This is a genomic window from Flavobacterium lindanitolerans (assembly GCF_002846575.1).
GTDB lineage: Bacteria > Bacteroidota > Bacteroidia > Flavobacteriales > Flavobacteriaceae > Flavobacterium > Flavobacterium lindanitolerans.
In genome coordinates this window covers 638873-652914 of sequence record NZ_PJND01000007.1, presented here as the reverse complement: position 1 = coordinate 652914, position 14042 = coordinate 638873, and the positions used below count along the sequence as shown (strand labels likewise).

The window sequence follows — 14042 nt, the reverse complement described above, 5'->3', positions numbered from 1 at the left end:
TGAATATCAGCAGTTTTTGGGTCTATAGTGAGTTTTACCTAGATTTTTTTTCTCCTTTTTAAAGTATTATTTGCTGATTTTTTTAAAGTTTCTGCTAAAAAACATTCATTTTTATATATAATTTTTCTATTTAACATTTTTTATGAAATGTTGCTCAATAAATCGTATTTTGCATTAAAATTCATGCAAAAGAGACCTACGTATATATTAAAACGTCATTTATAAGCTTAAGAAGATTCTATATAACAAAAAAAAGCCTCCTTAATATAGAGACAAACAAATAATTTACATAAAAAAATAATCTTTTGGCACTCCTGTTATTAGCCAAACTGTTTTTATCTTTGCACTTATGCTAGAAAAGGAAACCATAAAGTTTGAAAAAACGGTAGTTGTCGGGATAGTCACACAACACCAGAATGAAGAAAAGCTCAACGAATATCTTGATGAGCTCGAATTCCTGACCTTTACGGCCGGCGGAGAAGTTGTAAAGCGCTTCTCCCAGAAAATGGAACGCCCTAATCCGAAAACCTTTTTAGGTACCGGAAAAATGGACGAAATCCACCATTATGTAAAGGAACACAACATCAATACGGTTATTTTTGACGATGAGCTTTCACCTTCGCAACAAAAGAATATTACCAAAATACTAAACTGTAAAGTACTGGACAGGACGAACCTCATCCTGGATATTTTTGCGCAACGTGCCGAAACATCCTATGCCAGGACACAGGTAGAATTGGCACAATGCCAATACCTGCTGCCAAGATTGTCCGGAATGTGGACCCACCTGGAACGCCAAAAAGGAGGTATCGGGATGCGCGGTCCCGGTGAAACTGAAATCGAAACGGACAGGCGTATTGTACGTGACCGTATTGCCTTGCTGAAAGACAAAATCAAGGTCATCGATAAACAGATGTCTGTACAACGAAGCAACCGTGGCGCTATGGTTCGTGTGGCTTTGGTAGGTTATACCAACGTGGGTAAATCAACGTTGATGAATGTCATCAGCAAAAGTGAAGTTTTTGTTGAAAACAAACTGTTTGCCACATTAGACACTACCGTACGCAAGGTGGTTATCAAAAACCTGCCGTTCCTGTTATCAGATACCGTTGGATTCATCCGTAAATTGCCGACACAGCTTGTAGAATCATTTAAAAGTACGCTGGATGAAGTGCGCGAAGCCGACCTGCTATTGCATGTTGTCGATATTTCGCATCCGGATTTTGAAGACCATATCGATTCTGTAAACCAGATTCTGGCCGACATCAAGAGTGCCGACAAGCCCACAATTATGGTGTTTAACAAAATTGATTCGTACAAGCACCTGACTATTGATGCTGACGATCTGATTACAGAAAAGACAACGAAACACTATACGCTCGAAGAGTGGAAAGACACCTGGATGTCACGTATAGGAAAAGACAGGGCGCTTTTTATTTCTGCACTCAACAAGGAAAACTTCGAGGAGTTCCGCGAAAAAGTATATGAAGCCGTAAGAGAAATCCATATTACACGTTTTCCTTACAATAAATTTTTATATCCGGATTATAAAGAAGCTCCTGAAGATAAAAACGATTAAAAAACAGTAAAAAGAAAGCCTTCCGATGGAAGGCTTTCTTTTGATATGTAGTGGTGTTTTTTAAAAACCGTAATTGGCTCCCACCCCAAATACTTGTCTGATTTGGAATCCCTGAAAGGCATTGTCATCATAAATAGTCTGGAACGACAGGTTGGTAGAAAGATATTTGTTGATTTTCATCACGATATTTAACTGGTAGTCCAAATCCACATTCTGAGGATCTTCAAGATAATTGGAATACAGACTCAGGATGTTTTCAAAAGTCACATTGGCCATAATATCCAGCTTGTAATAGGCCGAAGCATAGGCTCCCAATTCATAACGCAGCGACTTACCTTCTTTTACACCAAAATAGGCCTCATTAGGTAATGTAAAATTCTTGTCTACAAAAGTGATTTTTGAAGTAGCCGGCGCAAAGTTGAATTTCAAATTGTCATCTCTTTTCCAAAGAACACCCGGACCAAAAGTAAGATAGGCCGGAGAGAGGAAGTTGGTAATTTCGCTCCTTATTTCCACTCCATTGGCGTCTTTCCCATACTCATAACCTTTGGTAAACTGGGTCTTAAAGTTTAAGAACGCAGAATAATACCAACGACTGTCCGGCTTAAACTTTTTACCAAGTAAAGAGTTCAGTTCCAAACGGTCATCTGTTTTCTTGGCAAATGAACTGGTTCTCGTTTTAACGATACCATACGATGCAATGACTTTGTTGTCCCAAGTGAGATCGTCCTTCTTGTAATTGAAATCATAATTGACACCGAGGGTTCCGGAGATGTTATTCTCACCACCCGCTAACCAGTTATCAAAGGTAGATTGGTTAAAAAGAAGAGACGCATTTCCTTTGGTCTGCCATGTTTTAGTAGTATCTGCTGGCGCAGCTGGCTCTTGAGCTTTTGCCTTTGTCATTCCGAAAAAGCAAAGCATTAGTAAGGTGAACTTTTTTATCATCTTTCCTGTTTTTTAACAAAGGTATTAAATACAGCTTTTTAAAGCAGGAAAAGTACTAAAAAAGTTACTTTTTCTTATACAAAGGCACCGCTGAGCAGGCCTCACCATACATAATACTTCTGGCAAAAGGTTGGAGTTTTTGCGCTGCCAACAGATAGGCTCCCGTTGGCACGGGCTTTCGGGAACATCCTTTGATTATGACCGGTTTTCCTTCGTATTTGGTGTAATCCAATGTGGGCAGAATTTCTTCATACAGAGAATTTTCCAAATCTTCCAACCTGCCATTAGCTACTTTTTTCGCAAAAGGAGTCAGGTAGACAGTTACAAGAATAAAAGCCCATCCCGGAATAATGGCATCTGTACTGCAATAAACAGCAACATACTTATCTGCATATTGCGACCAGTCATATTGTTTCAACTGTTCACGAAAATCTTTTTCACGCAAGAGAAAACCTTCCAAAAGCCATTGTGAAATATCCAACTCCACACGCTCTCCTTTTGGATAATAATCTTCCAGATCAAATACTTCTAATGCGCTGTTTGCTACTTTATTTACAATCTCACCCATAATTTAGTTGATAGTTGATAATTTTTAGTGGATAGTGAGTAATGGATAGTGGATAATTTTTAGTGGATAGTGCATTTATATAATGACAAGCCCAACTATAAACTATCCACTATCAACTCTCAACTAATCTACAGCATTCCTAGTTCTAATTTAGCTTCTTCGCTCATCAAATCTTTACTCCAGGGCGGATCAAACGTTATTTCGACTTCGGTTGCTTTTACGTTATCAATCTTGTTGATTTTTTCTTCTACTTCTTTCGGAAGACTTTCTGCCACAGGGCAATTTGGAGAAGTCAGGGTCATTAATATTTTGACCTCATAATCTGTATTGACCATTACATCATAAATAAGCCCTAGCTCATAAATGTCAACCGGTATTTCCGGATCATAAATGGTCTTTAATATTTTGACGATATCCTCGCCAAGTTGATTGGTATCTATTTCCTGTTCCATGATTATTTAATTTTTTGTTATTCGAATGTGACTGACTTTAATCGGATCGTTTGGTATATCGTAGCTATTTTTTCCACTCCAAATTCATTATTGGAGAAAATTACGTCAGGCACTATTTTATTATCTAATCCTTCTTTTAGCAATACAAAATTATCAAGCAGCAGGGTTTTTCTGTTTTCCCTATAATATCCCCAAAGCCTGGTATCAGAACCAAATTTGATAGTTTTTAATTCCGTATCAAATTTTTTGGTATAGGATATGCTCGGAAACTTTAACCAGATTTTTTGCTTGTTGTAGTCAATAGTTTCCTTGTGTTTGAATTTATGATATCGTTCACCAAGGTGTTTCTTTATGACTTCTCTCGCATTTGCGTCATCCCTGCGGATTTTGAGCCGTGTTATGTTCTTTTTAAAATCATAGACTCCTTCAATGAGTTCTGTTGTATGATATATGGAACTCGCCAGTTCATCTTTATCCTTCTTTGAAAGTTTATCCAATGGAACATGCCCGACAATTCTTATAGAATCTATAGGATGCTTAACCCTGGAGTACTTGAGATCGGGAAATTCTGCTTTCAGCAATAAAGTATCGGCATAAACTCCCTTTTCATCTATATGATAATTCGATTTCCTTTCATAAACAAAATACGCTTTCGAATATTGCGGAGTCTTCTCTTGTGCAAAAGTTATATTTGCCAATAAGACTATATAAAACAGGAAGGTAAATCGTGTCATCATACTTATCAGATTTTGGACTGGAAAGCCAGCGCATACATTTTAATTTGCTTGATCATTGACACCAATCCGTTGGCCCGTGTTGGCGACAAATGCTCTTTTAGTCCTATTTCGTCAATAAACTTAGTATCGGCATCCAGAATATCGGAAGCTTTCTGGCCTGAAAAAGTACGAATTAGTATGGCAATAATTCCTTTGGTCAGAATAGCATCGCTGTCTGCCGTAAAAACAATTTGACCATCGCGTTGTTCTGCATGCAACCAGACTTTTGACTGGCAACCTTTGATGATATTATCGTCGGTTCTGTACTGCTCATCAATCAATGGCAGCGTTTTGCCCATATCGATTACATATTGGTATCTTTCATCCCAATTCTCCTCATCAAACATAGAGAATTCGTCCTTAATTTCTTCTTGTATTTCTTGAATTGTCATTGTCTTATTCTTTGTTCAGGTCTGAAGCCGAAATGATTTTTTCAACCAGTTTTTTTATTTCTTTGGGTGGGTTTCCGTGATCAAACGAAGCGCTCCTGTAAGTGTCCTGCTTATAAATTACGGTTAATCCTGCAATCATAGCCCCGTCATAAAATCGCTTTTCTGAAGGCGCTTTCAGGTTTTGAATATTCGCCCTGTCCACTTTAGCAAGCAGGTCCAGCATGCTGTTCCAATCGCTTCGTGAAAGTTTTTTTTCAACAGCTTCCCCGTTTCTGCTTTTTATGGTAAAGATAGTATCCTGCCTGGCTATTATTTTACGATAGTTGCCACGGGTTGTAGCCTCATATTCAAAAGAAATGTTTTCACTCTCTTTTCGCAGTTCTGAACTGTTACAGCCTTTTGCCAGAACCAATACCATTACAAATGCAGATAAGATTTTCATACGCTATTATTTTTTAAGACAACATGGTTTTAGCCTTTTTGACAGCCTCAACCAAAGCATCGATTTCTTCCTTCGTATTATAGAATGCAAAAGAAGCCCTTACGGTTCCCGGAATATTGAAAAAACTCATGATAGGCTGAGCGCAGTGATGTCCAGTTCTAACTGCAATCCCCAGTTTGTCGACAATAGCTCCGATATCATATGGATGGATATCTTCAATGTTAAATGAAATTACAGAAGTCTTGTTTTTGGAAGTCCCGTAAATTTTCAATCCTTCTATTTCGAGCAAACGTTGAGTACCATATTCCAAAAGTTCGTGTTCATATGCCGCTATGTTATCAAATCCTATTGAATTCAGATAATCAATTGCTGTTCCGAGAACAATTCCGCCCTCAATATTAGGCGTTCCGGCTTCAAACTTATGTGGCAACTCTGCATAAGTCGTTTTTTCAAATGTTACTTCCTTAATCATTTCGCCACCTCCCTGATAAGGAGGCAGTTTGTTAAGCCAGGCTTCTTTTCCGTATAAAATACCGCTGCCTGTTGGCCCACAAATTTTATGTCCGGAAAAAACATAAAAATCACAATCCAGCTCCTGCACATCCGGCTTGATATGGGGTGCCGCCTGGGCTCCATCAATCAATACAGCAGCTCCTGCTTTATGCGCTTTTTCGATGATTTCTTTTATCGGATTAATTGTTCCCAAAGCATTTGAAATATGGTTAACCGCCACAATCTTTGTTTTTTCCGAAAGCAATTTCTCAAATTCTTCCAAAACCAATTCTCCCTGATTGTTCATAGGAATCACCGTCAGCTTTGCTCCGGTACGTTCGCACAGCATCTGCCATGGCACTATATTCGAATGATGTTCAAGGTTAGATACCATCACCTCATCATCTGCTTTCAAAATAGCAGCAAATCCATTAGAAACCAAATTAATACCGTGCGTAGTTCCGGAAGTAAAAATCACTTCATGGTTGTGCCTGGCATTAATATGGTGCTGTATTTTGCTACGGGAAATCTCATAAGCATCGGTTGCCAACTGGCTTAGCTTATGCACCCCGCGATGAATATTGGCATTGATTTCTTCATAATAAGCAGTAATGGCATCAATAACCACTTTGGGTTTTTGCGATGTCGCCGCATTATCAAAATAAACCAACGGCTTGCCGTTCACTTTCTGGGAAAGTATCGGAAATTCGGCTCGAATGGATTGTATATCTAACATTTTATATCTGGAAATAGATGCAAATTTACGGTATGTTTATTTAATACGGTAAGAATTAAGATAGAATTAAAATTTCGTCACAGATTCATATAAAAACTATTGTCAATAAGCCGTAAAACAGGAACATAAGTCCATTTTCTGCCTGATAAATTCCCCTGAGGGACTCACAAAATATAGCTTTACAGTAATTTAAGGAAACTTTTAAGATTTTTTACTTTCAAGGCTTCAAAAATAGTTATAGTTTTGCCGTTAATTTAGATTTATTTAAAATAACAAACTCAACTACAATGAAAAAAATAAGCGTCCTTGTCCTTGCAATTGTTTCATTAGCAGTCGCTTCATGTAAAAAAGAAGAAGAAACTAAGAAAGAAGAAACTCCGGTTGAAAAAACCGAAGCCCTAAAAATTGTCTCATTAAACGGAGCCGTAACTGAAATTATTGCTGCTTTGGGTCATGAGAAAGAAATAGTGGGTGTTGATGTAACCTCAACTTATCCTGAAACAGTTAAAACAACTGCCAAAGACCTGGGCCACGTTCGCTCCATTACGATTGAATCAATTGTTGCTTTGAAACCAACAGTAATCATAGGAACTGATAAAGACATGAGTCCTGAACTGGCAGAAAAAATCAAAGCGGCAGGAATTCAAGCTCATATCCTGACACAGGATTTTTCTCCGGAAGGAACAAAAAAATTAATCGCGGATGTTGCCGGGATTATCAAAAACACAGACTTCAAAGCCCTGACAGACAAAATCGATGCTGATTTGGCAAAAACACAACCTATCGCTAAAGCTCCAAAAGTATTGTTTATCTACGCCAGAGGTGCAGGGACTTTAATGGTTGCCGGAAAAAACACTCCTGTTGAGAAGACTATTGCTTTGGCTGGCGGACAAAATGCCGTTACTGAATTTGATGACTTCAAACCTTTAACTCCGGAATCTTTAATCAAAGGAAATCCGGATGTAATCTTATTGTTTACGACAGGTTTACAAAGCCTTGGCGGTGTTGACGGATTGCTTAAAATTCAAGGTGTTGAAAAAACAAATGCCGGGAAAAACAAAAAGATTATTGCTTTAGATGGCGCCCTGATTTCCGGTTTCGGACCTCGTGTTGGCGAAGGAGCCGCAGCATTGAATGCGGAATTGATTAAAGCAACAAAATAAACTAAAAGCCTTTAAACCTGTCGCCAAAACGGACAGGAAATAAAATGCCGCCAATCCCATAGGGGAAGAATTAATTATAATGCAAAATAAATTACCGTTATATATAGTTTTAAGTCTGCTGTTGTTATTGATTTTGGCAACGGCAGCCTTATATATGGGAGTTTACGAATTTGAAAAGCATTCGTTCTTTGAGATTTTTAAGGCCCTTATCAACAATGACAATTCCATTCCGGAAAGTGACAAATTTGTCCTGATGGATTTGAGATTGCCGCGAATAGTAATGGCAATCCTGATTGGAAGTGCATTGTCAGTTTCAGGAACCTGCCTTCAGGGAATGTTCAAAAACCCTTTGGCATCACCGGACCTTATTGGAATTACATCCGGTGCGATACTTTTCGGTGCGATTTCAATTGTTCTCGGAAGCCATATCAAACCTTATATTCCTGAAGTATTTCACTTCTCGATGCTGAGTATAGCCGCATTTTTAGGTGCCTTGTTGACCATGACCATCGTTTACAGGATTTCAACCTCCAATGGAAAAACCAATGTAGTTGTTATGCTTCTTTCAGGAGTAGCAATAACCGCAATGGCATTTGCCACCACAGGTTTCCTGATTTATCTTTCGAAAGAAGAAGAACTCAGGGACCTGACATTCTGGAATTTGGGAAGTCTGGGCGGTGCTACCTGGACCAAAAATGCCATCCTGGCGGTCGTAATTATTATCGCTTTTTCTCTCCTGATTACCAAAGGAAAAGCGCTAAACGCTATGATGCTTGGCGAAAGAGACGCACAACATTTGGGAATTCCGGTTGAAAAAATCAAAAAGAGAATCATTATCCTGACTGCTTTGCTGGTTGGGACCTGTGTTGCCTTTTCAGGAAACATCGGCTTTGTAGGCCTGATTGTTCCTTATATTTTGAGATTAATTTTTAAGTCGAATTATCATATCATCCTGCCAATGTCGGCCATTTTTGGAAGTATTTTATTGCTTACAGCAGACACGATAAGCAGAACCATTGCCGCACCTTCAGAAATCCCAATTGGAATACTGACCGCGTTTATGGGAGCGCCAATCTTTATCGCTATTTTAATTCGCAGTAAAAAATCGATGTAATATGTTAGAAGCCTGTAAGATATCATATGCACATAAAAAGTTTTCCATCCTGGAAAACATCGACGTTTCTGTAAATTATGGCGAATTGCTTGTCATAGTAGGACCAAATGGTGCCGGAAAATCAACACTCCTGAGCATGTTGGCTAATGAAATGAAACATGGCGATGAGCCAATCATGTTCAAGAAAAAAACCTTTGAGGAATGGGACCAAAAAGAGCTTCCGTTGCATAAGGCAAAATTTTCACAGCAGAACAGCAATGACATTCCTTTGACCGTAACCGATGTAGTGGTGATGGGGCGCTATCCGTATTTCAACTCCGTACCTCACCAAACCGATTTGGATGCCGTAACGAAATCAATGGAAGAAACCGACGTTCTCTCAATGAAAGACAGAGATTACAATACACTTTCCGGAGGTGAAAGACAGCGCGTTCACCTGGCCAGAGTACTTGCCCAACTGGAAAACAATATTGCCCATAAGCTCGTGTTTCTGGATGAGCCTCTCAATAATCTTGATGTGCTACACCAACACAGAATATTACATACAATCAAAAACTTTACAGAACTGGGCAATACGGCCGTAGTCGTATTACACGATTTGAACCTGGCAGCACAATTTGCAGATCAGGTACTTCTTTTGAAAAAAGGAAAAATCGTAAGCCATGACAAACCTGAAAAAGTCTTTACAAAAGAAATCATAAGCAAGGTGTATAATTTTCCTTGCACGATTTGCCTTAATCCGGTAAATCAAAACCCTTTAATAATTTTTGGAACATAATAGTTACACAGATGGATACATTAACAAACAACCTGAAGTCACAATGGGATAAGCTAAAAGCTGAAAACCCAAATTTAAGAATCCGCAATGCTGCTGAAAAACTAGGCGTAAGTGAGGCAGAATTGCTAGCTACACAAGTAGGAGAAACCGTAACAAGGCTTCGTCCGGAATTTGCTGCAATACTGACTGACGTTGAAAAACTAGGAAAAGTAATGGCTTTGACACGCAACGAAGAGTGCGTTCACGAAAGAAAAGGAATTTATCTTAACCCTGATTTCAGCTCTCCGCATGCAGGACTGTTTGTAGGTGAAGATATCGATTTGCGTATCTTTTTAGGACATTGGGCTAAAGCTTTTGCTGTAGAAGAGAAATCAGAACACGGAGACAGAAAAAGCCTTCAGTTCTTTGGAAAGGATGGCCTGGCTATACACAAAATTTATCTGACAAAAGACAGCAACGAAGCTGCTTTTGATGAATTAGTTGCTAAATATAAGTCTGACGACCAGGCAGCGGAAGAATCTGCAATTGAAGTGCCTCTAAACATTGATGAAAAAGCAGATGCTGATATTGATGTTGCCGGTTTCCAAACGGCTTGGGAAAACCTGAAAGACACACACGAGTTCTTTGGTATGCTTCGCAAATTTGGAGTAACAAGAACACAGGCATTGCGTTTGGCTCCAAACGAAAACTTTGCTAAAAAGGTAGAAAAGGATGTAATTGTAAAAATGCTTGAAGGCGCTGCTGAAAGCAAACTGCCAATCATGGTGTTTACAGGAAACAGAGGAAACATTCAAATCCACACAGGTTTGGTAAGAAAAACAATGTGGCATGGTGACTGGTTCAACGTAATGGACCCAGATTTCAATTTGCACCTGGATATGTCTAAAATTGCACAGACATGGATTGTAAGAAAACCAACAGAAGACGGAGAAGTTACTGCTATTGAAGTATTCAACGAAATGGGTGATATCATCGTTCAGTTTTTCGGAAAAAGAAAACCAGGTATTCCTGAATTAAAAGAATGGAAAGACCTGGTAGCTGCTTTGTAGGTTACTTAGTTTTAATATATTTTATCCGGCCTGCCATCTGTTTCAGATGGCAGGTTTTTTTATGGACAAAAACCCTGTTTTTGTTTGTTTTAATGAACGAAAACCTCCCAAACAAGTTCGTCATTTATTAGGCTCATAACAGCTTAAAAACAAAAAAACCGAGCCATTGGGCTCGGTTTAAAATATAACTTGAAATTACTAGTATTTTTCCTCTATTGATTTCTTCCTGACCTTTGTTTCCATAAAAAAACCGGACAATGTCCGGTTTTTATAAATTATTGTAACAATTTATATTCAAATGTTGGGAAGCCTCTTACTCCAGCATCATTTGTCATTGCAAGGAATTTAATTTTATAGTAGTTTCCGGCAACATCTTTTATTACATAAAAACGATCTGTTCTTATGCTTGGCAATGAAGAAGGACCTCCACCACTTCGCCAGTTTGAACCAATAATTCTTTGATCTGTTGCTGAAACTGTAAAGTTAGTTTCTACTACATTAGCCAAAGTGAAGTTTTCATAAGTTACTCCATCAGCATTTAAAACCTGGTATGCTTTTGTTCCACCTTTCATGTTAGTAACAATAAAGTCTGAATAACCGTATGTTACTTCTCCGCCACCACCCATATTCAGGTAGTTAGTGAAAGTTGTGAAGTTCAAATCCCATTTTGTTTTAACAGGCTCAACAGCTACAGTATTTCCTGATGTTAAGCTGAAAAATGTGAAGTTGTAATCTGCATTCTTAGTAATAGTTTTTTCCTGGAAAGTTTGAGAAGCTAAGTCAGCATACTGAATTTTATATCCGTTACCGTTTCTTAAAATTCTAACTTTTTTCCATCCTCTTGCATCACCATCTGTACTTACTGAACCAACGCTTGGTACTACTGTTGAAACAGCGAAGCCAAGATTTACAAGATATACTTTGTTTTGGGAATCAGTTGCAGAAACCTCTGCAATCGCAGTACCAATTCCTGAACCGTTTCCGGCCAAAACTCCGGTCGGATTATCAACATAACCGTTAGACGCCAATGTCGTTCCACCACCAACTGCAACGTCTGTATCAGGTGTTTGTGGCAATGTGATATCTGTTGTTTCTAATTTTTTTACAGCCATTTTTAGAGATCCGTTGATGGCTACTCTAAAATCAGAACCTGAAGAAAAACCCAGATCCCAAGAAGCTCTGTTTACTGATTCCGAAGAACCTGTACTCAAATCTACAAATACTTGATTTGGTTGGTTAGGACCGCCTACCGTTGGCTGTAGAACATCTCCTACTGATGGAACTTCCGTTTTAGGAGAATCATCATCGCTTGAGCATGAAGCCATGACTAAAGCTGCAATTGAAAGAAATAAAAATGTTTTTTTCATTGTATTATGATTTATAATTAAAAATTAAGATTATACGTTAGTTTAGCAAAATAAGATCTTCCATAAGCCAACATTACACTTGATGTTACCGCGTGTCCTGCACCTTCGTTGGTTCTGCTTTGGTTAACATTGGTTACATCCAGTATGTTTCTGGCACCAATTGTCAAATCAAATTTATTTTTGAAAAAAGATTTTCTTATAGAAGCATCCAGCCAGTTGCTTGCCTCAATATCAGAAATTACATATTGAGAGGTGCTCTCAACAAACTGTTGTGTTTTTCCGTTATATTTATAATAGGCAGAAAACGTTGTTGCCCATTTTGGAACGGTATAGGAGGCACTAGCATTTAGGTTAAAAGAATAGAGATATTTATCATCAGAGGTAAAAATTTGGTTTTTGATTACCTGTGAAATTCCAACAATTGAAGCCCCAAAATTCAAAACTAAATTTTCACCTTTCAACTGATGGTTTGTAGAAGCATTCCACATCTTGTACTTGCTGATATTGATATATTCATATTCAGGAATGCCGCTTCCTTCATTGAATCTCACAAAAGCCATATCTATTCTGTCATCAACATCTAAAAAACTTGCCGTTAACATATTGGAAAGTCGGAAATTTGAATCCAGATAAGATATTTTCTTAAAACTTACTTCATATGATGTACTTGTTTCCGGCTTAAGATTTTCATTTCCGGTAAAATGGTGTCCGTCAAAAATTTGTTTAGAATATAACTCTTCAAAAGTTGGAGTTCTGAACGATTTTCCAAGCGAACCGCGAACTTCTATTCCTTTCTCAAATAGATATCGTAATCCCAAAGAAGAAGCATATTGGTTTTCAAATCGGGATTGTGAAGAAAATCGTAATCCCGGACGGACTGAAAACCTATCAGTGGCCTTAATTTCTGAGGACACGAAAAAGTCATAATTTTCAAGTCTCTTTCTGACTGGAGAAACATTATTGTTTTCTTCTTGCACGAGTGAAAAGCCCTGATTATTTACCAATTCATAACCTATTTGCAAGTCGACTTTGTCATTGGTAAAAAAATTGCTCAAAGTTCCGGTCGAATAGAGCACTTCCATTGACTGATCCTTTACTTCTACATTATTTAACTCGTTTTTTGAAACAATGAGCGTTCTAAAATCCTCAACGTTTCTGGCTTGTTTTTGATGAGAAACGGAAACATTATAGTGCAACTTCGAAAACAATTTCCCAACACCATTTAAGTGATGGTAATATCTATCTGTAAAGTAACGCTTATCATCGGAGTAACGATATGAACCGAGTTGCGTATTAAAACCTGATTGGACTACACTATTAAAAAACTCTACCTTTTCATCTAAGTATTCAAACTTGTAAAAAATTCTGAAATCATCTTTTGAATAGCTTATCAATGCGTTGGAATTTATCTGTTCTTTAGGCAACCAATTATATCCTCTTAGTCCGTCGTTTTCAACATGGTTAGGCCCTTCCTTTTCTCCTAAATATCCCTGAAAATCATTTCTGTTTCCTCCTAAAGAAACAAACCAGTTTTCAGAAAGCTTGTGAGAAACTTTTAAGGATTGGATATGTCTTCCTTTATCAAATAATGCAAACTCATTATTTACCGTTTCTTCTTGTGCAGTGGCAAAAATTGACCACTTATGAGTAGAATTCTTTTTTGTTATAATATTCAAAATTCCGCTTACTGCATTGGCTCCGTGAGTAACTCCCATCGAACCTTCAATAATTTCTATCTGTTCAATATCGTTAAGATTTATTTGAGACAAGTCAATATTATTCCCTAAACCGGCCTCATTCACCAATGGAACGTTGTCTACCAGAATTTTGAAATATTGTGCATCTAAACCAAAAAGAGAAACTGTTGAGCGCCCGTCACTTCCGCTAGGTCTTACTGTTATATTCAGATATTGGTTGAGAACGTCACCTAAATTATTGGCAGCCAGATTTTGAATATCCTGACTTGTAATTACTTTGACATTAAAAACCGACTTGTTTATGGATTGCGGCTCAAATTGACCGGTAACAACTACTTCTTCAAGTTGACTGGTACTTGTGGTATCTTGAAACTTTTCTTGTGAAAAAGCACTAAAAGAAAGAAAAAGAGATAAGGAAATATAAGCCTTAGTATAAATCTGCATTACAATTCATCTTTAGATTAATTCTAAATTGCAAATCTAGGGAGG

The 14042-nt window shown here is 37.9% G+C and carries 14 protein-coding genes; 5 read left to right on the top strand and 9 right to left on the bottom strand.

From position 1 onward, the window contains the following. Positions 1-349: 349 nt before the first annotated feature. Complete coding sequence (gene hflX, locus B0G92_RS02920; protein ID WP_101471038.1) at positions 350-1579, top strand: GTPase HflX; 1230 nt, start codon at positions 350-352, stop codon at positions 1577-1579. Between the two features lie 60 nt (positions 1580-1639). Here hflX and B0G92_RS02915 read toward each other — a convergent pair whose 3' ends face one another. The 7 genes from B0G92_RS02915 to B0G92_RS02885 form a co-directional block, all read right to left on the bottom strand. Further along, positions 1640-2524 carry a DUF3078 domain-containing protein gene (locus B0G92_RS02915; protein WP_374117954.1) on the bottom strand — a complete coding sequence of 295 codons (885 nt, stop codon included), beginning with the start codon at positions 2522-2524 and terminating at the stop codon, positions 1640-1642. A gap of 67 nt (positions 2525-2591) precedes the next feature. Continuing rightward, positions 2592-3095 carry a DUF2480 family protein gene (locus B0G92_RS02910; RefSeq protein ID WP_056066952.1) on the bottom strand — a complete coding sequence of 168 codons (504 nt, stop codon included), beginning with the start codon at positions 3093-3095 and terminating at the stop codon, positions 2592-2594. A 128-nt stretch (positions 3096-3223) separates the two neighbouring features. Next, a complete protein-coding gene (locus B0G92_RS02905) occupies positions 3224-3547 on the bottom strand; it encodes an SUF system Fe-S cluster assembly protein (RefSeq protein ID WP_056066957.1) in 324 nt (107 codons plus the stop codon). Positions 3548-3564: 17 nt separating this feature from the next. Continuing rightward, entirely contained in the window at positions 3565-4284 is a 720-nt protein-coding gene (locus B0G92_RS02900) for a hypothetical protein (RefSeq protein ID WP_143394983.1), read from the bottom strand. A 5-nt stretch (positions 4285-4289) separates the two neighbouring features. Continuing rightward, the gene (locus tag B0G92_RS02895; RefSeq protein WP_101471035.1) at positions 4290-4715 is read right to left on the bottom strand and encodes a SufE family protein; all 426 of its coding nucleotides are present in this window, start codon (positions 4713-4715) and stop codon (positions 4290-4292) included. A gap of 4 nt (positions 4716-4719) precedes the next feature. Next, on the bottom strand, positions 4720-5157 hold the full coding sequence (locus B0G92_RS02890; protein ID WP_143394982.1) for a hypothetical protein: 438 nt from the start codon (positions 5155-5157) through the stop codon (positions 4720-4722). A gap of 13 nt (positions 5158-5170) precedes the next feature. After that, positions 5171-6385, bottom strand: coding sequence for an aminotransferase class V-fold PLP-dependent enzyme (locus B0G92_RS02885; protein WP_101471033.1), 1215 nt, complete (start codon positions 6383-6385; stop codon positions 5171-5173). Positions 6386-6672: 287 nt separating this feature from the next. Between B0G92_RS02885 and B0G92_RS02880 the strand changes: the two genes are divergently transcribed. From B0G92_RS02880 to B0G92_RS02865, 4 genes are all read left to right on the top strand, one after another. Beyond that, positions 6673-7548: a heme/hemin ABC transporter substrate-binding protein gene (locus B0G92_RS02880; protein ID WP_101471032.1), complete on the top strand. Its 876-nt coding sequence runs from the start codon at positions 6673-6675 to the stop codon at positions 7546-7548. A gap of 79 nt (positions 7549-7627) precedes the next feature. Then, complete coding sequence (locus B0G92_RS02875; protein ID WP_056066971.1) at positions 7628-8662, top strand: FecCD family ABC transporter permease; 1035 nt, start codon at positions 7628-7630, stop codon at positions 8660-8662. Position 8663: 1 nt separating this feature from the next. After that, a complete protein-coding gene (locus B0G92_RS02870; protein WP_101471031.1) occupies positions 8664-9440 on the top strand; it encodes a heme ABC transporter ATP-binding protein in 777 nt (258 codons plus the stop codon). An 11-nt stretch (positions 9441-9451) separates the two neighbouring features. Beyond that, positions 9452-10489, top strand: a complete 1038-nt coding sequence (locus B0G92_RS02865; protein WP_056066978.1) for a hemin-degrading factor — start codon at positions 9452-9454, stop codon at positions 10487-10489. Between the two features lie 275 nt (positions 10490-10764). Here the strand turns inward: B0G92_RS02865 and B0G92_RS02860 are convergent, their stop codons facing one another. Continuing rightward, complete coding sequence (locus B0G92_RS02860; protein WP_101471030.1) at positions 10765-11856, bottom strand: HmuY family protein; 1092 nt, start codon at positions 11854-11856, stop codon at positions 10765-10767. Positions 11857-11873: 17 nt separating this feature from the next. After that, positions 11874-13997, bottom strand: a complete 2124-nt coding sequence (locus B0G92_RS02855) for a TonB-dependent receptor plug domain-containing protein (RefSeq protein WP_101471029.1) — start codon at positions 13995-13997, stop codon at positions 11874-11876. Positions 13998-14042: the final 45 nt, after the last annotated feature.